Raw genomic sequence first — 25,751 nt, forward strand, 5'->3', positions numbered from 1 at the left:
GGGTTGCTTTTGGTTCAGTCATTGTCAGTTCAGGCCACACTTGCTTCAGCCTGCCCTGTTGCGTCCGCCACGATGAGCCGCACACCTGCCGTTTCCAGCATCTGGCGGTCTTCGTCGCGGATGCCGCTATCGGTGATGACAGCGGCAATTTGATCGAGCCCACAGAGAATGAGGCTCGAGCGTCCAGAGAATTTCGAGGAGTCGGCGAGAACGATCAGTTCGTCCGCCTGTCCGATCAAGGCCAGCTCCGACTGCACCACCATGGGGTCGGCTTCCATCAGGCCATGCACGCCAATGCCCTGGCAGCCGATGAACATGCGTTTGGCGTAGAAATGGCTCGCCACCACGCCACCAAAGGGCGAAAGGATGACGTTCTGCTCGCGATAGACCGTGCCGCCGGGAATAATGACGGCATTGCGCGAGTTGTGGATGAGGAATTCGGCGATGCCAAAGCTGTTGGTGAAGACGCTGAGGCGCTTGCCTGTCAGATGATGCGCCATCTGATAGGTCGTTGTGCCGCCATTGATGATGATCGGCTCGCCATCGCGGCACAAGTCGGCAGCGGCGCGGGCAATTGCGCGCTTTTGCGAGATGTTGATCGTTTCATTGACAGAAAACGGCCGCCCGACCAGCCCACCCTGGGACGGCGGGTTGATAGCCTCGGCCCCGCCGCGCACGCGACGCAGCCGCCCCTGCTCGTCCAACGAGGCAATGTCGCGGCGAATGGTAGCTTCCGATGATCCGGTCACTTCACAAAGCTCGGCCACAGTCACCACAGGGTGAGACTGGGCAGCGGCCAATATGACGCGGTGGCGTTCCATTTCATGCAAGGCAGATACTCCCTGAGCGCATTTGCTTCCACCAATTTCGGGCAGAGTCAATCACCATTTCGCATGTTTCAGTCATAAACGCGCACGCATGACTAAACATGATTGTTTCTGATTGACTTTGTGGACCGTTCTATGCCCATCTCCGGCCAACCCAGTCTGTTGCCCTAACTTTGGGAGGAATCCTATGTCCACCGCGCCAAAGCGCCTTGAAAACAAGTGGGACGACGCCAAGGCCGCGTCCATGAGCGAGCCGGAACGTCTTGTCTATCGGTCCAATCTGCTCGGATCCGACAAGCGCGTCACCAATTATGGCGGCGGCAATACCTCCTCCAAGATCTGGCAAAAAGATCCGCTGACCGGCGAAGACGTTGAAGTACTGTGGGTCAAAGGGTCGGGCGGAGACAATGCCTCGATCAAGCTCGATGGCTTCGCCACCCTTTCTATGGACAAGCTGCGCGCGCTGAAGGGCCTCTATCGCGGTGTCGAATTTGAAGACGAGATGGTGGGCTACCTGCCGCACGCCACCTTCAACCTCAATCCGCGCGCGTCCTCCATCGACACCCCGCTGCATGCCTATGTGAACCGGCCTTACGTCGATCACATGCACCCGGACGCGATCATCGCCATCGCGGCCTCGAAGAACTCCAAGGAACTCACCCAGCAGATTTTTGGCGACAAGATCGGCTGGCTGCCATGGAAGAAGCCCGGCTTCGAACTCGGGCTGTGGCTGGAAAAGTTCTGCCTCGAAAACCCCGACGCTGAAGGCGTGGTGCTCGAAAGCCATGGCCTGTTCACCTGGGGCAATACCCCCAAGGAATGCTACGAAACCACGATCCGCATCATCAATCAGGCGATCGAGTGGTTTGAAAAGGAAACCGAGGGCAAGACCATTTTCGGCGGCGCTGCCACCCAGTCCCTGCCGGCAGAGGAACGCCGGGCCATTGCCGCCCGACTGATGCCCAAGATCCGCGGCTTCATCTCGGAAGACAGCCACAAGCTGGGACATTTCGACGACAGCAACGCGGTGCTCGAATTCGTCAATTCCAACAATCTGCGTCCGTTGGCAGCGCTGGGCACCTCCTGCCCCGATCACTTCCTGCGCACCAAGATCCGTCCGCTGGTGATCGATTTCGATCCTGCAAACCCCGATGTTGATGCTGTCATCGAGGGTCTGGCCGACCAGATCGCGGCTTATCGCGTCGACTACCAGGCCTATTATGATCGCTGCAAGCACGACAACTCGCCGGCCGTGCGCGACCCCAACGCCGTGGTCTACCTGATCCCGGGCGTGGGCATGATCACCTTCGCCAAGGACAAGGCCACGGCCCGCATTTCCGGCGAGTTCTATGTCAACGCCATCAATGTGATGCGCGGCGCTTCAACCGTCTCCGAATATCAGGGCCTGTCCGAGCAGGAAGCCTTCGACATCGAATATTGGCTGCTCGAAGAGGCCAAGCTGGCCCGCATGCCCAAGCCGAAATCGCTGGCCGGCAAGATCGCCCTAGTCACCGGCGGCGCGGGCGGCATCGGCAAGGCCACGGCTGCGCGCCTCCTGCGCGAAGGCGCCTGCGTCGTGCTGGCCGATATCGATCAGGGCGCGCTGGACAATGCCACCGAAGAGCTCACCGGCGTGTTCGGCAAGGACTTTGTCCGTCCGGTGAACATCAACGTGACCAGGGAAGAGCAGATCATTTCCGGCTTCGCCCATGCCGTGGTCGAGTTCGGTGGCCTGGACATTCTGGTGTCAAACGCCGGTCTCGCCTCCTCGGCGCCGATTGAGGAGACCTCGCTCGACCTTTGGAACAAGAACATGGACATCCTGTCCACGGGCTATTTCCTGGTCAGCCGCGAAGCTTTCAAGATCTTCCGCGCGCAGAAGATCGGCGGCAATGTCGTGTTCGTGGCCTCCAAGAACGGCCTTGCAGCATCGCCCAATGCCGCCGCCTACTGCACCGCCAAGGCTGCCGAAATCCATCTCGCCCGCTGCCTGGCACTGGAAGGAGCGGAAGCGCAAATCCGCGTCAATGTGGTCAATCCCGATGCCGTGCTGCGCGGGTCCAAGATCTGGGCCGGCGAATGGCTTGAGCAGCGCGCTTCGACCTACAAGACCGACAAGGATGGTCTGGAGGAAATGTATCGTCAGCGCTCCATGCTGAAGCGCTCGGTATTCCCCGAGGATATCGCCGAGGCCATCTATTTCTTTGCCAGCGAGGCTTCGGCCAAGTCGACGGGCAATATCATCAATGTCGACGCGGGCAACGCCCAGTCGTTCCCGCGGTAGGAGAAGGGAGGAGCCCCCTCACCGACTCGGCTTCGCCGAGCCACCTCTCCCCGAGTGGGAGAGGAATAAGAGGCCACCGGACCATTCTTCTCCCTCTCGGGGAGAAGGTGGCGCGCGGCGCCGGATGAGGGGGATCTCAGGGAGAAAGAAAATGACCGAACACATCATCGACCCATCCGTTGTCGAAGCCGAAAATGCCCAGCGCGCGGCCGACCTCAATGTCGACTACGACACGCTTGGCGAGCGCCTCGACCGGCGCGGCATTTCCATTGATGCCATAAAGGACAAGGTTGCCGCCTTTTCCGTGGCCGTTCCCTCCTGGGGCGTGGGCACCGGCGGCACGCGCTTTGCCCGCTTTCCCGGCAAGGGCGAACCACGCGACATTTTCGACAAGATCGAGGATTGCGCAGTCATCGCCCAGTTGACCCAGGCGACTAAAACCGTCTCGCTGCATATTCCGTGGGACAAGGCCGACCCGAACCGTCTCAAGCAGGCTGCCAGCCGCTTCAATCTCGGCTTCGACGCGATGAATTCGAACACCTTTGCCGACGCCGCCGGGCAGATGCAGAGCTACAAGTTCGGCTCGCTCTCGGCCGCCGACAAGGCGACGCGCGACCAGGCCATCGAGCACAATCTGGAGTGCATCGAGATCGGCAAGACCATCGGCTCCAAGGCCCTGACGGTCTGGATCGGTGACGGCTCGAACTTCCCTGGCCAGGTCAATTTCGCCAACCAGTTCGAACACTATCTGGACTCCATGAAGTCCATTTATGCCGCCCTGCCCGAAGATTGGCGCGTTTATACCGAACACAAGATGTATGAGCCGGCTTTCTACTCCACGGTCGTGCAGGACTGGGGCACCAATTACCTGATCGCCAAGGAGCTGGGCGACAAGGCCTATTGCCTGGTCGATCTCGGCCACCATGCACCCAACGTCAATATCGAAATGATCGTCTCGCGCCTGGCCCAGTTCGGCAAGCTCGGCGGCTTCCATTTCAACGACAGCAAATATGGTGACGACGATCTCGATGCCGGTTCGATCGACCCCTATCGCCTGTTCCTCGTGTTCAACGAACTGGTCGATATCGAAGGTCGCGACGCCGATTTCCACCCAGCCCACATGCTCGACCAGAGCCACAACGTCACCGATCCGATCGAGTCGCTAATGCTTTCGGCGGCCGATGTGCAGCGCGCCTATGCGCAGGCCCTTCTGGTGGATCGCGCGGGTCTGAAAGCCGCCCAAGAGGGCAATGATGCCCTGGCCGCCACCCAGTCGCTGCGCCAGGCTTATCGTACCGATGTCGAGCCGATTCTGGCTATGGCGCGCATGGAACAGGGTGGCGCTATCGACTTGCTGGCCACCTATCGCGCCTCGGGCTATCGCGCCAAGGTCGCCGAAATCCGACCTGAGATCGCGGCGGGCTCGAGCGGCATCGTCTGACCGACATCAAGTCGCACAGTTTCCGCGGCACCTCCCCGCCAAGGAAAACGGAAGGCCCGGTGCGCAAGCATCGGGCCTTTTGCTTTCGGTTTCAGGGCGCTAGAACCCTTTTATGTCCAAGACCACCCCTGCCACGCTGGCCCTGACCAAGGCCGGCATTTCATTCTCTCTCGCGCACTACGACTACGACCCCAATGCTGAGCGGGTCGGGGTGCAGGCGGCTGAAGCGATGGGCGTCTCTCCCGCCGAAGTGTTCAAGACGCTGATGGCCGAGCTCGATGGCAAGCCGGTCTGCGCCATCGTGCCATCGGATGAAGAAGTGAACATGAAGAAGCTGGCAGCAGCGCTGGGCGGCAAGTCGGCGCAGATGATGAAGCCGCCCAATGCCGAGCGCCTGACCGGTTACAAGGTTGGCGGTATCAGTCCGCTGGGCCAGCGCAAACTCGTGCCGACGGCGCTCGATGAGCTGGCCACGCTTTACGATGAGATCTACCTCAATGGCGGACAGCGCGGGCTGCAGATCAGGATCCGGCCGGACGATCTGGTTACGGCGCTGGGCTGCGTCGTGGCCGATCTGGTGCGTTAACGCATCAGACTCTCACCCGGACGGTCGTCATCCAGAAACGACAAAAGGCGCCCGGGTGGACGCCTTCATCGGATGACCTGGAGGTCAGCGCCGCCTTTCGGCGACAATCGCTTTTAGTTGACGTAGGTGCCGCGAGCGATGGCGCGGATGTCACCCTTGGTGATGCCGAGGTCGTGCAGCTGACGGGCGTCGAGGCTGTTCAGCTCGCGCATGGTGCGCTGGTACTTGGCAAAGTCGGCGATCTTCTTGGCGATGTTCATTTTCGGTTTCCCCTTCGTTTGATGACCCTTATCTAGATCACTCCGGTCGTGATTAGTAGGTGGTCATTCTGCACATCCGTTATGCATACAATGCAAACGAAAGAGGCAATTTTGCCACAATCCCATTTCTGGGGTGTCGGACTGTTAGCAAGCACGAGGCCAAGAGAACCGTGCATCCTACTGAAAAACATGAAAAAACCGGACTCGGCGGCGACCGGGTCCGGCATTTGCGTTCCTGACCAACTGGTCAACAGCCATGCGTCAGCGGGTAGCAGTCTCGCGGCCCTGCTCGCGCGCCATGCGTCGATCCTCGCGCATTTCAAACCACATGGCGTTGAGAATGCCGAAGGTGCAGGCCAGGCCCAGCCCAAGAACCCAGGAAAAATACCACATCTTGATCTCCTAATAGGCGTTGGGGTTTTTCGAGAGGCTTTCAGTGGTCACCGTGCCGCGCATCACCCGGAACACCCAGGCGGTGTAGAGGACGATGAGGGGCAGGAAGACCACGGTAGCCAGCAGCATGATGAAGAGCGTCAGGTGGCTCGAGGAGGCATCCCACAGGGTCAGGCCCGCATTGGGCATGGTCGATGACGGCAGAAAGAACGGGAAGATCGACACGCCAGCGGTGGCGACAATACCGAAAATGCCGGCGCTGCTGCCAAGATAGGCCAGCCAGCGATACCGCCCCATCAGGCCAAGCGTTGCCAGGGCCATGCCGGCAAAGCCGAGCACTGGCGCGGCGAGCATCCAGGGGTAGAGTCCGTAATTGCGCAGCCAGCCGCCCTGGACGAGTTCCACTGTCTTGCCCAACGGGTTGATCGGCGAATTGGGGTCGATCGTGCTGGTCACCACATATCCGTTCATCAGCGCCACCCAGATGCCGCCAATGGCGAAAAGAGCGATGGTGGCAATGCCGGACAGTATTCCGAGCTGCCGTGCCCGCTCGGCAATCAGGCCGGTGGTCCGCCCCGTGATCAGGGTGGCGCCATGAGTCACGATCATGGCCAGGCTGACCAGACCTGCCAGCAGGGCAAAGGGCATCAGCAATTGCACGAAATTGCCGGTGTAGAAGACGCGCAGGCTATCGTCGAAGTGGAACGGCGCGCCCAGCAGGACATTGCCCACCGCCACGCCCATGATGAGCGAGGGCACGAATCCACCCACGAACAGGGCCCAGTCCCAGGTGGTCCGCCAGCGCGGGTCACTGACCTTGCCGCGGAACTTGAAGCCAACGGGCCGCAGGATCAGCGCCAGCAGGATCACGATCATGGCGAGGTAGAAGCCCGAGAAGCTCACCGCATAGAGCGGTGGGAAGGCTGCAAAGATTGCCCCGCCCCCCAGCACCAGCCAGACCTGATTGCCTTCCCAGGTCGGCCCGATCAGGTTGAGCAGCACGCGCCGCTCCTCATCGGTCCTGGCGACGAAGGGCAGCAGCGCCCCGACGCCCAGATCGCGTCCACCCATGATGGCAAAGCCGATCAGCAACACGCCCAAGAGCAGCCACCATATGAGCCGCAGCGTTTCGTAGTCGAGAGGAATGGTGCTCACGAGCCAAGCTCCTTGGTTGCGGGGGTGGCAGGCAGGGTGGTGATAACGAAGTCGTCCTCGTCATCATCGGTGAACAGCTTCTCCTTGGGACCCGCCTTGATGATGCGCACCATGAGCATGACCATGATGATCAACAGAACGGTGTAGAGCAGCACGAAGAAGGTCAGCGACAGCACCAGGTCCGTGACCTGCAGGCCCGACGCCGCGTAGAATGTGGGCAATACGCCTTCCACCACCCAGGGCTGTCGTCCGAACTCGGCGATGAACCAGCCGCTTTCGATGGCGATCCAGGGCGTGGGCAAGAGGAACACTGTGAACCACAGCAATGGCTTGTTGGTGTCGATCCAGCCGCGCGAGGCGCGGTAGAACCAGAGCCCGAAAAAAGCGATGAAGAAGAAACCCAGCCCCATCATGATGCGGAAGGTCCAGAACAGCGGCCAGATCTGGGGCACTGTGTCCTCGGCCGCCATGGCGATCTCCTCGTCAGTGGCGTTCTGCACGTCATCGCGATAACGCTTGAGCAACAGGCCGTAGCCCAGATCCGGCCAGGTCTCCTCGAACACGGCGCGCGCTTCGGTATTGCTGCCATCGGCCCGGATCTGCTGGAGCGCCTCATAGGCGACCATGCCCGAGCGGATCCGGTCCTGCGCCCGGTCGACCAGATCGTAGATGCCCGGCAATTCCTTATCGAGCGAGCGCGTGGTGATCAGGCCGCCCACCCACGGCACCGAGAGCGACCAGATCGGTTCGCCGTCCTCGCCGGGAATGGCCAGAATAGTCCATGGCGCCGGTGCCGGCTCGGTGTGAAAGGCGGCTTCGAGCGCCGAGACCTTCATGATCTGATGTTCGGTCGCCACATAGCCGCTTTCGTCACCCAGCACGACGACCGAAAGGGCCGAGGCTAGGCCGAAGCTGGCGGCCACGACCGCCGAGCGCTTGGCCATTTCGACATGCTTGCCCTTGACCAGGAACAGCGCCGAAATCGAGAGCACGAAGATTGCGCCGCAGACATAGCCGGCGCTGACGGTGTGCACGAATTTGGCCTGGGCCACCGAATTGAAGATCACCGCCATGAAGTCGGTGATCTCCATACGCATGGTGTCGGGGTTGAACTTGGCGCCGACCGGATTTTGCATCCAGCCATTGGCGATCAGGATCCAGAGCGCGGAGAAATTGGCGCCGAAAGCGACGAGCCAGGTGACGACCAGGTGCCCCACCTTACTCAGGCGATCCCAGCCAAAAAAGAACAGGCCCACGAATGTGGCTTCGAGGAAGAACGCCATCAGGCCTTCAATGGCCAGCGGCGCCCCGAACACGTCACCCACATAATGGCTGTAATAGCTCCAGTTCATGCCGAACTGGAACTCCATGACAATACCGGTAGCCACGCCCATGGCGAAATTGACGCCAAACAAGGTGCCCCAGAACAGCGTGGCTTTGCGCCAGATGTCGCGCCCCGTCATCACATAGACGCTCTCCATGATGGCCATCATGAAGGAGAGACCCAGGGTCAAGGGCACAAAGATGAAGTGATACATCGCGGTAGCGGCGAATTGCCATCGCGAAAGGTCGACGACGAGCATGTCTATCATGGCACGTGCTATCTCTCCGGTTGCGACGGCAAGAGTCGAAGCCGTCTGATATCCCTTGCTTAGCGCAAGCAGACTGAGGTTCGCCTTGATTCAAATCAAGGTGCTTGGTTGGCCATCGCGCTAGGGTAAAAGGTACCCATTCTCTCATTCCGACTGCAGGCCATTCTCCCGGTGTCAGCTCAGACGAACAAGACCAAGTCCAGGGCGCTCGATGGACTGACCCGCAAGGGTGGGACTGCCCTGATCTTCGCCATCGCCGCACCCCTGATTGGCGGCCTGTTGCTGGTCTGGCAGGCATGGACGCTGGCTGATGTGCTGGGACGGGCCATCGAGCTGGGCGAACCGGCGGCGGCGCTGGCGCCATCTATCCTGCTCATTTTCGGTCTGCTGCTGGTGCGTTCGCTGCTGGGTGCACTGGGCGAACAGGCCGGGTTGAGCGGTGCCGAGACCATCAAATTGCATTTGCGGCGCGGACTCATGGCGCAATTGCTGGCGCGCTCTCCGCGCGCGGTGGACACCGCGCCGTCCGGTGTGGCGGCTGCGGCGATTATCGATCAGGTGGATACGCTGGAGGGTTATTTCGCGCGCTATCTGCCTGCCGCGATGCAGGCTGCGCTGCTGCCGCTGATCTTCGGCGCGATCATCCTGCCGCTCGACTGGGTCGCCGGGGTGCTGTTTCTGATAACCGCGCCGCTGATCCCGGTCTTCATGGCGCTGGTGGGCTGGGGTGCCCAGATCGCCACCGACCGGCAGGCGCGCGCGCTCAGCCATTTGTCCGGGCGCTTTGCCGACCGGTTGCGGGGATTGCTGACGCTGAAACTGTTCGGACGGGAAGCGGCAGAGACTGCGGGCATTGTCGAGGCCAGCGAGGCCCTGCGGCTGCGTACGCTCAAGGTGTTGCGCATTGCCTTCTTGTCGTCGGCGGTACTGGAATTCTTCGCGGCACTCGGCGTGGCCGGGATCGCCCTCTATGTGGGCTTGACCTTCATCGACTATCTGCAATTGCGCTCCAGCCCGCTGAGCCTGCAATTGGGCATGTTCCTGCTGCTGATGGCACCCGAGGTGTATAACCCGCTGCGCCTGTTTGCCTCGCATTATCACGATCGCGACACGGCCCGGTCAGCCATGCTGGAGATCGAGCAGCAGCTCGGCAACCCGTCGGCGGAAGCGCCGCCCTTGAATGACATCGCCCCTCGTCAGGGCCCGGCCCTTGCCCTGCGCCTTGCGGGCGTCACCCTGCGCACGCCGGACCGGATGGCCAGCGTCGCGCTTGATCTCTCCTTTGACGTGCCCGCAGGCCAGACCATCGCGCTGCTCGGCCCCAGTGGGTCAGGCAAGTCGACACTGCTTGAAGCCATTGTGGGACTGCGCGAGCATTCTGGCGAGATCCTGCTCGACGACCGTAAGCTCGCACAATGGCCCGAGGGTGAGTTGCGGGCCCGTAGCTTCCTGTTGACGCAGAAGCCTCGCATCATTCACGCAAGCCTGGCACAAAACATCGCCTTGGGTCGGCCGGGCGCCACGCGGCAGGAAATCGAAAGCGCCGCCGCGCGCGCGTTGGTCAGCGATTTCGCCCTTGGCCTGCCTGATGGACTGGACACGCTGGTGGGGGAGGACGGCGTCGGGCTTTCGGGTGGGCAAGCACAACGCATCGCGCTGGCGCGTCTGTTCCTGCGCGATGCCGGCCTTATTCTGCTCGATGAACCTACCGCGCATCTCGGTGCCGATATGGAGCAGGAAATTGCCACCAACCTCCTGGCCTATGCCAGGGGTCGCACCATGGTGATCGCCACCCATTCCGAGGCTCTTGCCGCCCGCATGGACAGGGCCTATCGGCTCACCGGAGGAGACCTCTTTGCCACCCCGCTGCCCAAGACGAAGCGAGGTGTCGCATGAAGGCGCTGCTGACCTTCCTGCCGCTGTTCCGCCAGCGCAGTGTATCGCTGCTCCTGGCGCTGGTCCTGTCGCTGGTCACGCTGCTGGCAGGAGTTTCGCTTCTGGGCACATCGGGCTGGTTCATCACCGCGACAGCGCTGACCACGGCCGGGCTGGGCTTCAATCTGTTTGTGCCCTCGGCGATGGTGCGCGGCCTTTCCTTTGTGCGCATCCTGGCTCGCTATGGCGAGCGGCTGGTGGGCCACAATGCGACGCTCAAACTGCTGTCCGATCTGCGTGGCTGGCTGTTTTCCCGGCTCTTCCCGCGCCTGCCCCTGCCCGACCGCTCGCTGCGCCACGGCGATCTGGTCTCGCGGCTGACCGCCGATGTCGATGCGCTGGACACGGCCTTCCTGGTCGCCATAGGGCCGCTGGCCGCTGCGGTCGTGGTCGGTACGGCAATGACGGCCATTCTGGCGATATTCCTCCCCGGTGCCGCCCTGCCCTATGGCCTGGCCTTGGCGCTGGCGGGGCTGGGCGTGCCTTCCCTCATGGTCCTCTTGGGCCGCAAGGCTGGACGCGACAGCGTTGCGGCACGGGCCGATCTGCGCATGGAAGTACTCGATGGGGTCAATGGCCATGCGGATTTGGTGCTGCTTGGCGCATTGGGCAATGCCGCCGAAAAATTCGAGGCCGCAGACAAGCACGCTTCGCGCCTCAATCTCCGTCTGGGTGCCATCACCAGCATGGGCGGGCTGATGGTCCAGATGCTGGCGGCGGGGGCGTTGATCGGCACGCTTTGGACTGGGCTCGTGGCGCTTGAGGCCGGCCAGATTGATGGCCCGCTGATGGCTGGCCTGCTGCTGGCCGTATTGGGCAGCTTCGAGGTGACGAGCCTGATCGTGCGCAGCACCAGCAAGGCGACGCAGGCCATGGCGGCCGCCGAGCGCCTGGTGGCATTGGCCGAGCTATCGCCAGTGGTTGCCGAGCCCGCCGCGCCGCTGCCCATTCCAGACCATGCGCCCATCTCATTCAACGCGGTGAGCTTTGCCTATCCCGGGCTGCCGCCGGTGCTGAGCGACATCAGTTTCGCCGTCGCCCCTGGAGAGCGCCTCGCGATCGTCGGACCCAGCGGCGGGGGGAAGACCACCCTGCTGCGGCTTCTGCTGCGCTTTGCCGATCCGCAGACTGGCGCCATCCGCCTCGGCGAAAGTGCCCTGCCGGAATTTCGCAGCGAGGATGTGCACCGCCACATGGCGCTACTCAGCCAGGACAGTCCCGTGTTCATCGACACAATCCGCAACAATCTGCTGATTGGTCGGGACACTGCGAGCGAGGACGAGTTGTGGGCGGCTTTGCGCAAGGCCCAACTCGCGCAGCATGTCAGCGCCCTCCCCAAGGGTCTCGACACGCTGGTCGGCGAAGCCGGACGTACCTTGTCGGCGGGCCAGGCGCGACGGCTATGCCTGGCGCGCGCCCTTCTCTCGAACGCTCCGGTGCTGTTACTCGACGAACCGACCAATGCACTGGACCGGGAGACCGAGGAAGCATTTTTCAAGGTGCTCGCCAGTGCCTCGGAAGGCCGGACTGTCATCATGGTCACCCATGCCGCCATCCCGGAGGGCACGGTGGATCGGGTGCTCACACTGGAAAATGGCAGGCTGGATTAGCCGCAGCGCAGTCTGAGCCGCGCCAGGTCGGGTATGCTGACCTGGCGGAAATTGACGATGCCAATGACGCCATCAGATTTCAGCCGGCTGATCTGGCGGCTGACGGTTTCCACTGTCAGGCCAAGGAAGTCGCCGATATCGGCCCGGCTCAGCGGCAGGTCGAAGCTGGTTTCCAGCGCCTCGTCGCACGGGTCCATATGGGTGGCGATCAGATACAGAAAGCTCGCCACTTTCTCGGCTGCCGTCTTGCGCCCGAGCGTCACCATCCAGTCGCGCGCCTCATCGAGTTCGCGCAATGCCTGCATCATCACCCGGTGTTCCAGGGGCGCACTGCGAGACAGCAGCGCCTCCAGCGCGGGCTTGGGAATAACGCAGAGATCGACATCCGAGGCCGCCTCGGCGGTCACCCGGCTTTCTGCGGCAAAGGGACGTCCGAGCAGGTCGGGTGCGAACTGCAGCCCCACGACCTGTTGGCGACCATCCTCGAGCACCTTGGACAGCTTGATCACGCCCCGCAACACGCTGGCATAGCTGTCGATCGGCATGGCGTCGGCCATCAGCTCCTCGCCAGCATCCTTGTGCACGCGGCGGGTGGATTTTGCCAGCGCGACAAGTTCATCGCCGCTGAGCGCCCCGCAAATACCTTGGTGCCGCGCCTCACAACTTTGGCACAGAACCGGCATTTCTGAATTGTGGATGTCCTTGCGCACAGTTTGCATGGTCATGCTCCTGACGCGTCGAGAAATAAGCGCCACACCAACCCAAAGTAAGCCGCCAGACTGTCGCTGTGCCAAGAGGTCGCAGAGGTCTGTGCTTCACATGCAAAAGCACCGGGACAAAGCAAATGTTTGCAACAGGACGATAGTCATGCCTCAATGCTTGAAACCTTGGTAGGGTGGGCAGCATGCAAGTCAATGTATTCATTTCGGACCAGAAGGATGGCAAGGCACCGCAACTGCTCGTGTTGCCCATGGGCCCCGAAGCCGTCATACCGCGCCATCTGCAACATCAGGAATGGCGCCATTTTGCAACGACGATGACCGATGACAAGCTCCTGGGCGCGCCGTCACCGGAGATCGAAGCGGCCATCGCCCGGGATCGCTATGCGCTGGTTTCGCCCACTGGATAAGCTTTCCTCGCCACTCTTGACCTTACCATGATGGGAAGGTCTATATGGTTGTGGACGAGGTGAAAGACCATGAACGAAACCGTCCACAGCAACTCTAAATCTTCTGCCGTTTCGATCGAAATCGAGGGCATGACCTGTGCTTCCTGCGTCAATCGCGTGGAGAAGGCCCTGCTCAAGGTGCCCGGTGTCGAGAACTCTGCCGTCAATCTGGCCACCGAGCGCGCCACCATCGCTGGCGGCGACGTCGACGCGCTGCTCAAGGCCGTGGAAAAGGTCGGCTACAAGGCCAGCCTGCGCCAGCCCGATGCGCCGGCACATGATCACATGCATCATCACGACGAAGACGCCGCCATTCTCAAGCGCGACGTCATCATCGCCGCCATCCCGACTCTGCCGCTGTTCCTGATCGAGATGATCGGCCATATCCACATGCCTTTCCACATGTGGGTGATGTCGCTGGTGCCGACCCAGACGCTGTGGGTCGCCTATTTCGCGCTAGCCAGTTTCGTCCTCTTCGTGCCGGGCCGGCGCTTCTTCAAAATCGGCTTTCCGGCCCTGTTCCGCGGCGCACCGGAGATGAACTCGCTGGTTGCCCTCGGGTCCGGGGCCGCTTGGCTCTATTCCAGCGTGGTGACCTTCGTGCCGCAATTGGTGCCGGCGGAAACACGCTATGTATACTTCGAGGCGGCCGCGGTTATCGTCACTTTGATCCTGGTTGGGCGCTGGCTGGAAGCCATGGCCAAGGGCCGCACCGGCGAGGCAATCAGCCAGTTGGTGCAGCAACAGGCCAAAACCGCCCGGATCGTGCGCGCAGACAAAGCGGTTGAAGTCCCGGTTGAAGAGGTTCGGGTCGGGGACATCATCGTGGTACGTCCGGGCGAAAAGATTGCCGTGGACGGCGAGATCGTCGAGGGCGAAAGCCATATCGATGAATCGATGATCTCGGGAGAACCCCTGCCCGTCTCCAAGACCGTGGGCGCCAGCGTCATCGGTGGCACGCTCAACACGTCGGGCAGCTTCAATTTCCGCGCCACCAAGGTGGGAACCGATACCATGCTGGCCCATATCATCCGCATGGTCGAGGATGCGCAGGCCGGCAAGCTGCCCATTCAGGCGGTTGTAGACCGGGTCACCGCGGTTTTCGTGCCCATAGTGATCGGTCTTGCCATTCTCACCGCCATCATCTGGTTCTGGCTCGGCCCCGACCCGGCTCTGACTTATGCGCTGGTCAATGCCGTGGCCGTCCTCATCATCGCCTGCCCCTGCGCCATGGGCTTGGCGACCCCCATGTCGATCATGGTGGGCACAGGCCGCGCCGCCCAGCTCGGTGTGCTGTTTCGCAAGGGCGAGGCACTGCAGCAGTTGCGCGATGCCGGTATCGTTGCATTCGACAAGACCGGGACGTTGACCGAAGGCAAGCCTGCGCTGACAGATCTCATTCTTGATGACGATTTCGAGCATGACGAAGTGCTGGCCCTGATCGCCGCCGTCGAGAGCCGGTCCGAGCATCCCATTGCCACGGCCATTGTCGCGGCAGCCGAAAAGGCGGGCCTGACAATTGGTGCGGTGACCGAATTCAGCTCCAATTCGGGCACCGGCGTCACCGCCCGGGTCGATGGACGGCTGGTTGCGGTGGGCTCGCAGCGCCATATGAGCCATCTGAATTTCTCTGACTTTTCGGCGGCAATCGACAGGCTCGCCGCAGAAGGCAAGACGCCGGTATTCGCAGCCATCGACGACAGGCTCGCTGCCGCGATCGTGGTGGCCGACACCATCAAGCCGACCAGCAAATCTGTCATCGAGGCCTTGCATGGCATGGGCCTGAAAACAGCGATGATTTCGGGCGACAATCGCCGCACGGCCGAGGCCATCGCCGCCCAACTCGGCATTGACGAGGTACGGGCCGAAGTGCTGCCTGCCGACAAGGTGGAAGCCATCAAGTCGCTGCGGCAGGGCAATCGGGTTGTCGCCTATGTCGGAGACGGTATCAACGATGCCCCTGCCCTGGCCGAAGCCGATATCGGCATCGCCGTCGGCTCAGGCACGGACGCGGCCATCGAAAGCGCGGATGTCGTGCTGCTGGGTGGTGACCTCAAAGGCGTACTCAATGCGCTGACCGTCAGCCGGGCGACGCTGCGCAATATCCGGGAGAACCTGTTCTGGGCTTTCGGCTACAACGCCGTTCTGATCCCGGTGGCCGCCGGAGTGCTCTATCCTGCTTTCGGTATCCTGCTTTCGCCCATGATCGGGGCCGGCGCCATGGCCCTGAGCTCGGTCTTCGTGGTCGGCAACGCGCAACGCTTGCGGGGCATCAAAGGAGTGACGTCGTGAATATCGGACAAGCCGCAGACCAGTCCGGCGTCTCGGCCAAGATGATCCGCTATTACGAACAGATCGGCCTCATTTCCCCGCCTTCGAGGACCGACAGCAATTACCGGGTTTACGGCCCCGACGAGGTGCATGTGCTGCGCTTCATCAAGCGGGCGCGAACCCTGGGCTTCTCGGTTGAGGAAACGTCGGTCCTGCTCGGTCTCTGGCAGGACCGGACCCGCGCTAGTGCTGAGGTGCGGGACATCGCCAGCAGCCACATCGTTGCGCTCGAAACCAAGATTGCCGAATTGCAGGGCATGGTGAAGACGCTCAGCCATCTGGTGCATTGCTGCGCCGGCGACAATCGGCCCGATTGCCCCATTCTCGACGATCTGGCCGGCACACCGGCCGAACAGACATCCAAAGGACACTGAAATGGCTGAGAAAACCACCCTGACCGTCAACGACATGACCTGCAACCATTGCGTTGGCGCGATACGCGGCGCCCTCGAGGAGGCCCTGCCGGGCACACAGATCGAGATCGATCTGGCAGCGCACAAGGTCAGCTTCACGGGCGACAAGGCCAAGGGCGAAGAGGCGATCCGCGAGGCAGGCTATACCCCCGAAGCGGGGTGATTGGTGAGCTCCAGCGGCGCCAAAGAATAGGCCGGCGCCGCCCGGAGCCCAGCGCAATAATGCGTCAGCAGCGCTGTCGTTCCCGCGGCATGAACATCAAAGTGAAATTCTTCCGCAGCTTCAAAACTGGTGAGCCCCCGCGACGCCAAGGAAGGCGGGCACCGCCCGGAACTCGATAGCAGAAATAACGGGATTCCCGTGTCAACCTGAAGACACGCGAATGCCTTGAAATAAAACGAAAAAGGGGCGCCATGGGCGCCCCTCGAATGGTTGTTGGTTTCGCTGGCTCAGAACGGGCTGTCCGGGAAGTAGAACTGCTCGGCGTTCTCCTGGGTCACCAGCGGCGCACCCAGAATGTATTCGCCCTGCACCGGACCATTGGAGGTGAAGTTGGCAACGGTCACGTCCATGGCCGTTGCGATCATGGCAGGCGGATAGAGCACATCGACCGGGATCAGGGTGTCGCCATCCATGATGCCCTTGATGACGTCCTTCATGCCAGCGCCACCGACGATGAACATCTCGTCTTCACGACCAGCCTGACGCACGGCTTCCACCACGCCCATGGCAATGTCGTCGTCCTGCGCCCAGACGCCGTCGATATCGGGGAAGCGCGACAGGAAGTCCTGCATCACTTCGAAGCCATCATCGCGGTTCCAGTTGGCGAATTCATCGTCGAGCACATTGATGCCCGAGCCCTCGATACCGGCCATGAAGGCGTCGAAACGTTCGGTATCGATAACGGTCGGAATACCACGCAGGATCACGATGTTATCGCCGTCACCCAGACGGGTCTTGAAGTACTCAGCGGAAACCGAACCCAGTTCGGTGTTGTTGCCGGCAACATAGACGTCCTGGATCGAGGCATCGGGCAGGCCGCGATCGACCACGGTGATGAACGCACCCGATTCCTTGGCCTGACGCACCGGCTCAACCAGCGGATCGGATTCGAAGGGCAGCACGACAAGCGCGTCGATCTGCTGCACCGAGATCAGGTCTTCGATGTCGCTGGCCTGATCGCCGGGGCTATCGGCAGTCACCAAGGTGATGTCAATATTGTCATGCGCAGCTTCGAGGCGCTTTTCAGCTTCCTGGGCATGCCAGTTCAGGCCGCCGGCCCAACCATGAGTTGCGGCTGGAATGGAGACACCGATCCGGATCTGATCCTGTGCCACCGCTGCGCCAGCCAGGGCGGTCGTTGCCGCCAGAGCCAGGGTCAATGCCTTCATAGACATGGGTAGTTCCTCCCTTAAAGTGTGGCGCCACGCGCCGGTTAAGCCCGCCCAAAAGGGCTGGGAATTCTTGGTTACTCGGGCTTCTTGGCCCTGCGGCTGGTGTGGAACGAGCCGCGCTGGAGATAGACAGCCGCCACGATAATCACGCCCTGCACCGCCCCGTTGAGGTAGTTCGAGATGATATCGGTGAGATTGAGAATATTGCCGATGGCCGTCAGGATCAGTGCACCGATCACAGTGCCCCCGATGCGGCCATAACCGCCCTTGAGCATGGTGCCGCCGATGATCACTGCGGCAATTGCCTCAAGCTCCCAGAGCACACCGGTGGCCGAAGAGGCCGAGCCCAGACGCGGCACATAGATGATGGTGGCGAGCGAGACGCACAGGCCCTGCAGAATATAGGTCATGGTCCGCACCCGATCGACCTTGATGGCCGAGTAGCGTGCGACCTGCTCGTTGGAGCCGATGGCCATGCAATAGCGCCCGAATGCCGTACGGTTCATCAATACCCAGCCGAGCAACGCAACGATGATGAAGACCCAAACCGGATAGGGCAGCCCAATGAAGCTGTCGTAATAGACCGGCCGATAGATCTCGCGCGCACCGCGATTGAGCGAGAGCGTGCCGCCATCGGCAAAATAGGTGATCAGCGAGCGATAAATGCCCATCGTGCCCAGGGTCACGATAAAGGCCTCGATCTTGCCCTTGGTGGTCAGAAACCCGTTGATGAAGCCGGCGCCGATCCCCAGGATCAGCGAACAGCCTATGCCCAGCAGGACTGTCCAGATGGAGGCACCCATGCTGTCGACTGCGGCATTCATGATGATGATCATCATGCCGGCAATGAAGGCGGCCATGGAGCCAACTGACAGATCGATGCCGCCAGCGGTGATGACGAAGGTGGCGCCGACCGCGATGATGCCGATAAAGGCGGAGCGGGTCAGCAGGTTGGTGACGTTGCCTTCGCCGAGGAACAGCGGGTTGAGGCTATAGCCCAGGATGATCAGCAGGATCAGCGCCAGCAGCGGCCCTGCCGTCTTGAGATCGAGCCGGAAGCCCTTATGCGGTTTGCTTGCCGTATCAGGCACTGAGACGCTCATTTTCCCCACCCTGCTTGATGCCGGCCGCGTAACGCATGATCTCGGCTTCGGTTATTTCTGCGCCTTCCAGCACGCCGGCCATACGCCCCTGGCGCATGACGACAACACGATGGCTGAGGCCGATGACTTCCTGCATTTCCGAGGAGATCACGATGATCGCTTTCCCCTCGGCGGCCAGCGCCGCGATGATGTGATAGATTTGCTGTTTCGTGCCGACGTCGATGCCGCGCGTCGGTTCGTCCATGATGACGATCTCGGGATCGCTCTCCATGGTCTTGCCTAGCATCAGCTTCTGCTGATTGCCGCCAGAGAGCTTGCCGACCTGTACGGAAGGATCGCGGGCGCGAATATCAAAACGGCGCACGGCGCGGTCCAGCGCCTGGGCTTCGCTGCGGCCATCGAGAAAGCCCATTTTCAGGTGCTTTTTCAGGGTCAGCAAAGTCAGGTTGGGCTGGAGGCCTGCATTGAGCAGAAGCCCCCGCCCCTTCCGGTCCTTGGTCATATAGGCCAGGCCCGCCGCAACGGATTTCGAAACGTCGGAATAGTCGGCGGGCGCACCATTGACGGTGACCTCTCCGCCGGTCTTCGCGCTCAGCCCGGCAATAGCCTCGGCCACAGCGGTGCGCCCGGACCCGATCAGCCCGGCAAAGCCCAGGATTTCCCCGCGCCTCAAGTCAAACGAGATGTCCGATATGCCCGGCGCCGACAGCCCGCGCACCGAAAGCACGACTTCAGTGTCGACATCGGGCTCGCGCTTGGGCGGATAGAGATTGGACAGTTCGCGACCAACCATCATCTGCGCGATGGAGTCCGGCGTCAGGTTTTCTGTGCCCACGGTGGCAATCAATTGGCCGTCGCGCAGCACGGTGACACGATTGGCCAGTTCCATGATCTCATCGAGCTTGTGCGAGATGAAAATCACCGCCACGCCCTTTGCCGTCAGGCGTCGCACCTGTTCGAAGAGGGTACGGCTTTCCGCGACGGACAGCACGGCGGTCGGCTCATCCATGATGATGACGCGGGCATCGCGGCTGATCGCCTTGGCGATCTCGACCATCTGCTTGTCCGCCACCGACAAGGTGTTGATCCGCGCATCCGGATCGATCGGGACATGTAGGGTGTCCAGGATAGCCTTGGCCTGATCCCGCATCGCCTTGAGGTCGAGGAATGGCCCAGATTTCAGTTCGCGCCCGAGAAAGATCGAGTCCGCAACGGACAGATGCTCGGCCAACAGCAATTCCTGATGGATCACCACGATGCCCATGGCCGCCGCCTCGCCATTGGGCGGCAGCACGACTTTCTGGCCGTCGTAGGTGATGGTGCCGGAGGTCGGCTGTTCAATGCCCGAAAGGATCTTGATCAGGGTGGATTTGCCAGCGCCATTCTCCCCAATGATGGCATGAACTTCGCCGGGGCGGACATCGAAATCGATGCTGAACAGCACGGGGATTTCGCCGAAGGATTTCGAGATGCGGCTGGCCGACAGAATCGACGGCACATTTGCGTCTGGCGCTTCAGCCATATCGCGTCTCCTCCCCTGAACCCGGCACTGCTTGATGCGGTGATCATTTGGTCCTGATCGCTGATGTAAAGGTTTTCACGAACCGTGTAAAGGTTTACAGTGTTCGAATTCGGTTTATCGCCGGGGGGAGGCCGTAGCCAAAGCCGCGGCGTCTGCTAAAGGCGGAGTGCGCAAGGCTATCAGGCCACGCACGGAGGGCGGAGAGCCAAGTGCTGCAGCAAAAGCTGGCCACAATCGAAGATGTTGCCGCGATGGCGGGCGTATCTATCGCCACCGTCAGTCGCGCGATCAACGAGCCAACCAAGGTGGCCGATGCGACGCGCCGCAAGGTTACCGATGCGATTGCCCGCACCGGCTACACCACCAATGCCATGGCCCGCTCGCTGCGCATGCGCCGCAGCAATATGATCCTGATTCTTGCCCCCGACGTCGGTGACCCGAACTTCTCCAACATCCTGGTGGGCCTTGAGACCGAAGCCAGCAAGCGCGGCTATGGCCTGTTGATCGGCAACACCCAGAACGATCCCAGCCGGGAAACGGACTATCTGCGCTTTATCAGCTCCAACCAGGCCGACGGGCTGATCCTGTTTACGGGCCACCTGCCCTTCGGACTGGGCCAGTCACCAGCCGATGCGCGCCTGCCGCCCATGGTGGCGGTCAATGAACCGGTCCTCGGCGAAGACATTCCATTTGTCGGGGTCGACAATTTCGAAGGCGCGCGTGTCGCGGCGGAGCACCTGATCTCGCAGGGCCATCGCCGCATCGCCTTTGTCGGGCGCGCGCCCAATCGCGAGATCAACCGGCTGCGGGAGGACGGCTATCGGGCCGCCCTTGGCGGGGCCGGCATCAATATCGATCCGCGCCTTATTATCGACGGCGACGGCACCACGGAAAGCGGCCGGGCGGCGGCCGAACTGATGTTCGTCCGCGATGCCCTGCCCACGGCGTTTCTCTGCGTCAACGACGCGACGGCCATGGGCGTGATCATCGCCCTTAATGCCCGCCGCTACGATCTGCCACGGCAATTCTCGGTAATGGGGTTCGACGACATTTCCTTTGCCAGTTTCATCACCCCCTCGCTGACCACCATGAAACAGCCGCGTCATCGCATGGGGGAAGCAGCGATGGAATTGCTGCTGACACTGCTGGCAGGCGAGAAACCAGGATCACGCGAGGTGCTGCTGCGTGCCGAACTGATCCTGCGCAACTCGGTCACGCGCCCACCCGGTTAAACCTCAGTCGCCGCTGCGCCATTGCGGCTGCGGCTCTGCCAAGGTCTGCAGTTCCTCGACCGGCGCGCCATCGATGCGCAATTGCAGCAGCCTGGTCAATTCGACCCCTGCCCCCACAATGTCCTCTCGCACGCTATCAAGGCGCGGGAAAATGGTGGGCAGGATGCCTGAGGTTTGCTTGTAGATCAGGTGCACATCCCCGCCGATCACGACACCGGCTTCCATAAATCCGCCCAGCAGAGCCAGGGCCCGCATTTCGCTGTCACAGATAACACCATCGGGGCGGTCCGCGGACTGCGAGAGTTCAATACCCTTGGCGCGCATTTCAGCCGGGGTCAGACTCACGGTGCGTTCGAGCAACGTCGTTTCGATCCCGTTGCGCGCCGCGGCCTTGTGAAAGGCCGTGACGATGTTGTGATAGTTTGTGGTGCTGTCATCCCCGATCACCAGCAGCACCCGCTGACACCCCTTCCCCACGAGCCGCTCCACCGCCTGGGTCGCGAAGACCTCGGCATGAAAATCGTGGTAGGGGTGCGGGGAGAAGAATTCCGTCCGCCCGTGGCTGACGAAGGGAAAGTCAGCGTCCACCATCATCTGCACCCTGGGGTCGCGTGGTCCGGTATGGGTGATAATCACGCCGTCCGCTGTGCGATTTTCTAAGATGTAGCGGATGGTGTCGGTGGAATGCCGGTCGAATTCCGGCGACACATTGAGATGATAGGGCGTCCCCTGCAGCGCCTGGCCGATCCCCTGAATCATCTGGCGGGCGAAGTCGATGGAGTCCTCGGCGCCATCGAGCACCAGGGCCAGCACATTGGTCTTGCCGGTGCGAAGGCGCACGCCCGCCCGGTCCGGGACATAGCCGAGTGCCTTGGCGGCGGCAGCCACCTTGTCGCGGGTTTCCTGCTTGAGCGTCGTGCCACCCCGCAGCGACAGCGAGACCGTCGACAGGCTCAGCCCGGTGGCCTCAGCGATGGTCTTCAGTGTGACGCGCCCCTTGGCCGAAGGCCCGGGCCTGTTCTTGTGCATGCGGCAAAGTCCCCTGAACCCTACATAGCAGAGCCGGACGTCTGAGTGTACCGAACTCTTCTGCAACGCTGCAACTGCTGCGTTTCCGGAGACTTGAACCGCAGCCTCCCTCTAAAGCGCTTACCAAAAATACTAAATAGGGCCGCCCGCCCGAACGCCACCCGCGCTGCAGCCGATAATTGCAACGTTACACCTGGTATGCTTAGGTGCTGCAAAATGTGAACACAGGGTTCGCCGGTGCCGGAGTCAAAGGATGACCTATTCCAATCCCCTCTCGTCAAAACTGGGTTTGCTGGACGATGATCTGAAACAAGAGGGCAAGCTGCTGCGCCTGTGCGCGGATCTGGAAAAGAAGATCCGGACGCCCCTCAGCAATGTGCCATTCCAGTGGCATGTGCAGCGCGCCGATGATTTCTCGGCCGCCGATGCCCTCAAGGCCGATTGGCGTAGCTGGGAGAAGTTTGGCCGCCACTCGGTCTGGGGCAAGCACCAGGAACACACCTGGTTCGCGGCCGAGATCACCGTGCCCGAAGCGGCGCGCGGCAAGGTCTTCGTCGCCCACTTTACCAGCCAGTGGCAGGACCGCCCCGGCTCGACCGACCCGCAATGCCTTGCCTATCTCGACGGCCAGATCGCTCAGGCGCTCGATGGCAACCACACCGAACTGGTGATCGAGCGTGATGCCAAGCCGGGCAACAAGCATGTGCTGCTGGTCAACGCTTTCACCTTTTTCGACCGGCCCCTGGTCGGTTTCGAGGTGGATTTCTTCATTCGCAATGAACGCGCAGAAAAGCTCTATTACGACCTGCAGACACCGGTGGATGTCGCCGTTCTGTTGCAGCAGAACGATCCTCGCCGACACGCGATCCTGAACATCGTGCAGAGGGCGCTGCGGGCTTTGGACCGGCGCGACGGGCATACCGACGCCTTCGAGGCCGGTCTGCCCGAGGCCGAGAAGATCGCCCAGGAAATCTATGAGCTCGTCGACACCGAAGTGCAGCCGCAGATAACGGCTGTCGGCTCAACCCATCTTGATGTGGGCTGGCTCTGGCGCGTCATGCACACCCGCGACAAGACCGGCCGCAGCTTTGCCACGGTGCTCAACCTGATGGAGGAGTATCCGCAGTTCGTCTTCATGTACAACCAGTCGGTGCTGTTCGACTTTCTCAAACGGGACTACCCGGAAATCTGGGATCGGATGATGGCGCGGATCAAATCCGGCCAGTTCGAGATCGAGGGCGCCATGTGGGTGGAGCCGGACGTCAATATCGCCTCAGGGGAAAGCCTCGTCCGCCAGATCATGCGCGGCCGCCGGCTTCATCTGGAAAATTTCGGCGTCGACCCCAAGACCGTGTGGCTGCCCGACACCTTCGGCTATTCGGCCAACCTGCCGCAAATCATGGACAAGTCGGGGCTCAAATATTTCGTCACGTCCAAGCTGAGCTGGAACGATACAGACCGGCACCCCTATGACACCTTCTTCTGGCGCGGCATCGACGGCACCACGACCAAGGCGCAACTCATCACCGCGCAGCGGTATGACAGTGAGCAGATATTCACGACCTATAATGGTGATCTCTCGGTCTCCGAGACCATGGGCGCCTGGAAGCGCTACGAGCCCAAGGCGGCATATGATGAGGTCGTCATGTCCTATGGTTATGGCGATGGCGGCGGTGGCCCGACCCGCGCCATGATCGAGCGCGGCACGCGCCTGGAACGCGGCATCCCGGGCGCACCCAAGGTCAAGCTCGAAGGCGTCGTGCCTTTCCTCGACCGTCTGGGCAAAGCCATGGATGCAGATCCTGCGCGCTTCCCGGTGTGGAATGGCGAGCTATACCTGCAATATCACCGCGGCACTCTGACCTCGGTGGCCAAGAACAAGGCCAATAACCGCAATTCGGAACGCCGCCTGCGCGAGCTGGAAATGCTCGGCGCCATCGCCCTGGCCACGACAGGTCACGCCTATCCCAGCGAGACGCTGGCCGAGTTCTGGGAGTTGGTGCTGATCAACCAGTTCCACGACATCCTGCCTGGCACCTCGATCCCGGAAGTCTATGTCGACAGCGACGCCGAATATGGCCGCATCTTCTCCACGCTGGATTCGGCCAATGGCCCCTGGCACGCCGCGGCACAAGCTGCCACCAAGCCTGGCGAACAGTTGCGCCTGATCAATTTCACCAGTCAGACCCGCTCGGGTCTGGTGCATCTGGGCACCGAAGTCCCTGAGGATGCGGCACTCGCAACGCCCTCCGGCACCCAGCCGGTGCAGAAGATCACCCGCGCCGATGGCTCCACCGACATCGTGGCGGCGGTCGGCGACATGGCGCCATTGGGCTGGATCGGCGCGCAGCTCGTCTCGCGTGGGTCACCGGCCGGTACCGAGCTTTCCGTTTCGGCAAGCCATCTCGAAAATGCGCTGATCCGCGTAGCCTTCGATGAACATGGCGAGATCACCTCGGTCTTCGACAAGACCCGCAATCGCGAAACCCTTGCTCCCGGCGCCAGGGCCAATCGTCTCATTGCTTATGAAGATAAGCCAATGGAGTGGGATGCCTGGGATATCGACCGCTATTTCGAGGAACAATCCTGGCCACTGGCCGACGGCAAGGCTGATATCTCGGTGGTCGAGACCGGCCCGCACCGCGCCGCCATCCGGGTGGAACGCAGCTATCAGAAGTCCAAGATCATCCAGGTCATTTCGCTGGCAGCCGGCGAACGGCAGGTCGAGTTCGACACCTTCATCGACTGGCAGGAGCGCGCACAGGTCATCAAGGCGCAGTTCGGTTTCGATCTCAATATCAGTGAAATCCGCTCCGAGATTGCCTTTGGCCATGTCACCCGCCCGACCCATCGCAACACCACTTGGGATCGTGCTCGTTTCGAGGCTTCGATGCATCGCTGGGTCGATATTTCCGAGGCCGATTTCGGCATCGCCCTGCTCAATGACAGCAAATATGCCTATGACTGCCACGAGCAGTCGGTGCGGCTGACCCTGGTGCGGGGCTCGAGCTTCCCCGACCCTGACGCCGATCTGGGCGAACACCGCATCCGCTACGCCATGTTCGTGCACGGGGGCGTGGCCGATCTGGCGGAAATCCCCCGCGCCGCAGAGCGGTTCAACAATCCAGTGGCGGTTGTCGGTTCGCGCACTGTAGCAAGCTCGACCGCAAGCGAGTTCGCCCGCTTCAGCCTGGCTTCGGTCGACGCGCCCAATGTCACCATCGAGACGGTCAAGAAGGCGGAACAGTCCGATGCCATCGTGCTGCGTGTTTTCGAGCACGCCAACATTCGGGCTGATGCGACAATCAGCTTTGGCCTGCCGGTCAAGTCGGCGCGCATCGTCAATCTGATGGAAGAAGGCGAGGCAGAACCGCTTGAGATCAAGGACAACAGCGTCACGCTCAAGTTGCGGCCGTTCGAAATCGCAACCCTGATGATCGAGACCTGAGGAGGCGCGGGGCCAAGAGACCGTCCG

General features: G+C 61.6%; 21 protein-coding genes. 11 read left to right on the plus strand and 10 right to left on the minus strand.

All coding sequences use genetic code 11. The features are described from left to right. Nucleotides 1–29: 29 nt before the first annotated feature. Nucleotides 30–830, minus strand: a complete 801-nt coding sequence (locus GGR20_RS03670; protein WP_183309842.1) for a DeoR/GlpR family DNA-binding transcription regulator — start codon at nucleotides 828–830, stop codon at nucleotides 30–32. 184 nt (nucleotides 831–1,014) lie between these two features. On the opposite strand from GGR20_RS03670, the gene GGR20_RS03675 reads away from it, so the two are divergent. The 3 genes from GGR20_RS03675 to ybaK all read left to right on the plus strand — a co-directional run bounded on the left by GGR20_RS03675 (nucleotide 1,015) and on the right by ybaK (nucleotide 5,138). Continuing rightward, on the plus strand, nucleotides 1,015–3,111 hold the full coding sequence (locus GGR20_RS03675) for a bifunctional rhamnulose-1-phosphate aldolase/short-chain dehydrogenase (protein ID WP_183309843.1): 2,097 nt from the start codon (nucleotides 1,015–1,017) through the stop codon (nucleotides 3,109–3,111). Between the two features lie 151 nt (nucleotides 3,112–3,262). Next, nucleotides 3,263–4,552 (plus strand): L-rhamnose catabolism isomerase, encoded by a 1,290-nt coding sequence (gene rhaI / locus GGR20_RS03680; RefSeq protein ID WP_183309844.1) that lies wholly within the window; start codon nucleotides 3,263–3,265, stop codon nucleotides 4,550–4,552. Between the two features lie 112 nt (nucleotides 4,553–4,664). Then, nucleotides 4,665–5,138, plus strand: a complete 474-nt coding sequence (gene ybaK / locus GGR20_RS03685; RefSeq protein WP_183309845.1) for a Cys-tRNA(Pro) deacylase — start codon at nucleotides 4,665–4,667, stop codon at nucleotides 5,136–5,138. A 113-nt stretch (nucleotides 5,139–5,251) separates the two neighbouring features. Here ybaK and GGR20_RS03690 read toward each other — a convergent pair whose 3' ends face one another. The 4 genes from GGR20_RS03690 to GGR20_RS03705 form a co-directional block, all read right to left on the minus strand. After that, entirely contained in the window at nucleotides 5,252–5,398 is a 147-nt protein-coding gene (locus tag GGR20_RS03690; RefSeq protein ID WP_183309846.1) for a DUF1127 domain-containing protein, read from the minus strand. Nucleotides 5,399–5,659: 261 nt separating this feature from the next. Next, the gene (gene cydX / locus GGR20_RS03695) at nucleotides 5,660–5,791 is read right to left on the minus strand and encodes a cytochrome bd-I oxidase subunit CydX (RefSeq protein WP_183309847.1); all 132 of its coding nucleotides are present in this window, start codon (nucleotides 5,789–5,791) and stop codon (nucleotides 5,660–5,662) included. Between the two features lie 9 nt (nucleotides 5,792–5,800). Beyond that, entirely contained in the window at nucleotides 5,801–6,946 is a 1,146-nt protein-coding gene (cydB, locus tag GGR20_RS03700) for a cytochrome d ubiquinol oxidase subunit II (protein ID WP_183309848.1), read from the minus strand. Next, complete coding sequence (locus GGR20_RS03705) at nucleotides 6,943–8,535, minus strand: cytochrome ubiquinol oxidase subunit I (RefSeq protein WP_253560063.1); 1,593 nt, start codon at nucleotides 8,533–8,535, stop codon at nucleotides 6,943–6,945. Before GGR20_RS03705 ends, cydB begins: the two co-directional genes overlap by 4 nt. A gap of 174 nt (nucleotides 8,536–8,709) precedes the next feature. Here GGR20_RS03705 and cydD point away from each other — a divergent pair, with 174 nt between their 5' ends. Together cydD and cydC are read left to right on the plus strand one after the other, a co-directional pair. Further along, nucleotides 8,710–10,434, plus strand: a complete 1,725-nt coding sequence (gene cydD, locus GGR20_RS03710; protein ID WP_253559985.1) for a thiol reductant ABC exporter subunit CydD — start codon at nucleotides 8,710–8,712, stop codon at nucleotides 10,432–10,434. Continuing rightward, the gene (gene cydC, locus GGR20_RS03715) at nucleotides 10,431–12,083 is read left to right on the plus strand and encodes a thiol reductant ABC exporter subunit CydC (RefSeq protein WP_183309850.1); all 1,653 of its coding nucleotides are present in this window, start codon (nucleotides 10,431–10,433) and stop codon (nucleotides 12,081–12,083) included. The genes cydD and cydC overlap by 4 nt, the downstream gene beginning before the upstream one ends. On the opposite strand, the gene GGR20_RS03720 is transcribed toward cydC, so the two are convergent. Beyond that, nucleotides 12,080–12,802, minus strand: coding sequence for a Crp/Fnr family transcriptional regulator (locus GGR20_RS03720; RefSeq protein ID WP_183309851.1), 723 nt, complete (start codon nucleotides 12,800–12,802; stop codon nucleotides 12,080–12,082). The two genes, cydC and GGR20_RS03720, sit on opposite strands and share 4 nt — an antisense overlap. A 185-nt stretch (nucleotides 12,803–12,987) precedes the next feature. Here GGR20_RS03720 and GGR20_RS03725 point away from each other — a divergent pair, with 185 nt between their 5' ends. From GGR20_RS03725 to GGR20_RS03740, 4 genes are all read left to right on the plus strand, one after another. Continuing rightward, nucleotides 12,988–13,212 (plus strand): hypothetical protein, encoded by a 225-nt coding sequence (locus GGR20_RS03725; RefSeq protein WP_183309852.1) that lies wholly within the window; start codon nucleotides 12,988–12,990, stop codon nucleotides 13,210–13,212. 69 nt (nucleotides 13,213–13,281) lie between these two features. Next, nucleotides 13,282–15,543 carry a heavy metal translocating P-type ATPase gene (locus GGR20_RS03730; RefSeq protein WP_183309853.1) on the plus strand — a complete coding sequence of 754 codons (2,262 nt, stop codon included), beginning with the start codon at nucleotides 13,282–13,284 and terminating at the stop codon, nucleotides 15,541–15,543. Continuing rightward, nucleotides 15,540–15,956, plus strand: coding sequence for a Cu(I)-responsive transcriptional regulator (cueR, locus tag GGR20_RS03735; protein ID WP_183309854.1), 417 nt, complete (start codon nucleotides 15,540–15,542; stop codon nucleotides 15,954–15,956). Before GGR20_RS03730 ends, cueR begins: the two co-directional genes overlap by 4 nt. Before the next feature lies 1 nt (nucleotide 15,957). After that, complete coding sequence (locus GGR20_RS03740; RefSeq protein ID WP_183309855.1) at nucleotides 15,958–16,158, plus strand: heavy-metal-associated domain-containing protein; 201 nt, start codon at nucleotides 15,958–15,960, stop codon at nucleotides 16,156–16,158. A 287-nt stretch (nucleotides 16,159–16,445) separates the two neighbouring features. Here GGR20_RS03740 and GGR20_RS03745 read toward each other — a convergent pair whose 3' ends face one another. From GGR20_RS03745 to GGR20_RS03755, 3 genes are all read right to left on the minus strand, one after another. Then, nucleotides 16,446–17,387, minus strand: a complete 942-nt coding sequence (locus GGR20_RS03745; protein WP_210283073.1) for a substrate-binding domain-containing protein — start codon at nucleotides 17,385–17,387, stop codon at nucleotides 16,446–16,448. A gap of 77 nt (nucleotides 17,388–17,464) precedes the next feature. After that, nucleotides 17,465–18,493 carry an ABC transporter permease gene (locus GGR20_RS03750; RefSeq protein ID WP_183309857.1) on the minus strand — a complete coding sequence of 343 codons (1,029 nt, stop codon included), beginning with the start codon at nucleotides 18,491–18,493 and terminating at the stop codon, nucleotides 17,465–17,467. Next, nucleotides 18,474–20,015 (minus strand): sugar ABC transporter ATP-binding protein, encoded by a 1,542-nt coding sequence (locus GGR20_RS03755; RefSeq protein WP_183309858.1) that lies wholly within the window; start codon nucleotides 20,013–20,015, stop codon nucleotides 18,474–18,476. Before GGR20_RS03755 ends, GGR20_RS03750 begins: the two co-directional genes overlap by 20 nt. Before the next feature lie 209 nt (nucleotides 20,016–20,224). On the opposite strand from GGR20_RS03755, the gene GGR20_RS03760 reads away from it, so the two are divergent. Beyond that, the gene (locus GGR20_RS03760; RefSeq protein WP_338084706.1) at nucleotides 20,225–21,247 is read left to right on the plus strand and encodes a LacI family DNA-binding transcriptional regulator; all 1,023 of its coding nucleotides are present in this window, start codon (nucleotides 20,225–20,227) and stop codon (nucleotides 21,245–21,247) included. A gap of 3 nt (nucleotides 21,248–21,250) precedes the next feature. Here GGR20_RS03760 and GGR20_RS03765 read toward each other — a convergent pair whose 3' ends face one another. Next, nucleotides 21,251–22,276: a LacI family transcriptional regulator gene (locus GGR20_RS03765; protein ID WP_183309859.1), complete on the minus strand. Its 1,026-nt coding sequence runs from the start codon at nucleotides 22,274–22,276 to the stop codon at nucleotides 21,251–21,253. A 253-nt stretch (nucleotides 22,277–22,529) separates the two neighbouring features. On the opposite strand from GGR20_RS03765, the gene GGR20_RS03770 reads away from it, so the two are divergent. Further along, nucleotides 22,530–25,724, plus strand: coding sequence for an alpha-mannosidase (locus GGR20_RS03770; protein WP_183309860.1), 3,195 nt, complete (start codon nucleotides 22,530–22,532; stop codon nucleotides 25,722–25,724). The last annotated feature ends 27 nt before the right edge of the window (nucleotides 25,725–25,751 follow it).

The sequence above is a fragment of the Devosia subaequoris genome (assembly GCF_014197055.1).
GTDB lineage: Bacteria > Pseudomonadota > Alphaproteobacteria > Rhizobiales > Devosiaceae > Devosia > Devosia subaequoris.

Bases quoted from the DNA above. Each gene is read 5' to 3' on its own strand.
- GGR20_RS03675 (WP_183309843.1), top strand. From the start codon at position 1,015: ATGTCCACCGCGCCAAAGCGCCTTGAAAACAAGTGGGACGACGCCAAG.
- rhaI (WP_183309844.1), top strand. From the start codon at position 3,263: ATGACCGAACACATCATCGACCCATCCGTTGTCGAAGCCGAAAATGCC.
- ybaK (WP_183309845.1), top strand. From the start codon at position 4,665: ATGTCCAAGACCACCCCTGCCACGCTGGCCCTGACCAAGGCCGGCATT.
- GGR20_RS03690 (WP_183309846.1), bottom strand. From the start codon at position 5,398: ATGAACATCGCCAAGAAGATCGCCGACTTTGCCAAGTACCAGCGCACC.
- cydX (WP_183309847.1), bottom strand. From the start codon at position 5,791: ATGTGGTATTTTTCCTGGGTTCTTGGGCTGGGCCTGGCCTGCACCTTC.
- cydC (WP_183309850.1), top strand. From the start codon at position 10,431: ATGAAGGCGCTGCTGACCTTCCTGCCGCTGTTCCGCCAGCGCAGTGTA.
- GGR20_RS03720 (WP_183309851.1), bottom strand. From the start codon at position 12,802: ATGCAAACTGTGCGCAAGGACATCCACAATTCAGAAATGCCGGTTCTG.
- GGR20_RS03725 (WP_183309852.1), top strand. From the start codon at position 12,988: ATGCAAGTCAATGTATTCATTTCGGACCAGAAGGATGGCAAGGCACCG.
- GGR20_RS03730 (WP_183309853.1), top strand. From the start codon at position 13,282: ATGAACGAAACCGTCCACAGCAACTCTAAATCTTCTGCCGTTTCGATC.
- GGR20_RS03740 (WP_183309855.1), top strand. From the start codon at position 15,958: ATGGCTGAGAAAACCACCCTGACCGTCAACGACATGACCTGCAACCAT.
- GGR20_RS03745 (WP_210283073.1), bottom strand. From the start codon at position 17,387: ATGAAGGCATTGACCCTGGCTCTGGCGGCAACGACCGCCCTGGCTGGC.
- GGR20_RS03750 (WP_183309857.1), bottom strand. From the start codon at position 18,493: ATGAGCGTCTCAGTGCCTGATACGGCAAGCAAACCGCATAAGGGCTTC.
- GGR20_RS03755 (WP_183309858.1), bottom strand. From the start codon at position 20,015: ATGGCTGAAGCGCCAGACGCAAATGTGCCGTCGATTCTGTCGGCCAGC.
- GGR20_RS03765 (WP_183309859.1), bottom strand. From the start codon at position 22,276: ATGCACAAGAACAGGCCCGGGCCTTCGGCCAAGGGGCGCGTCACACTG.
- GGR20_RS03770 (WP_183309860.1), top strand. From the start codon at position 22,530: ATGACCTATTCCAATCCCCTCTCGTCAAAACTGGGTTTGCTGGACGAT.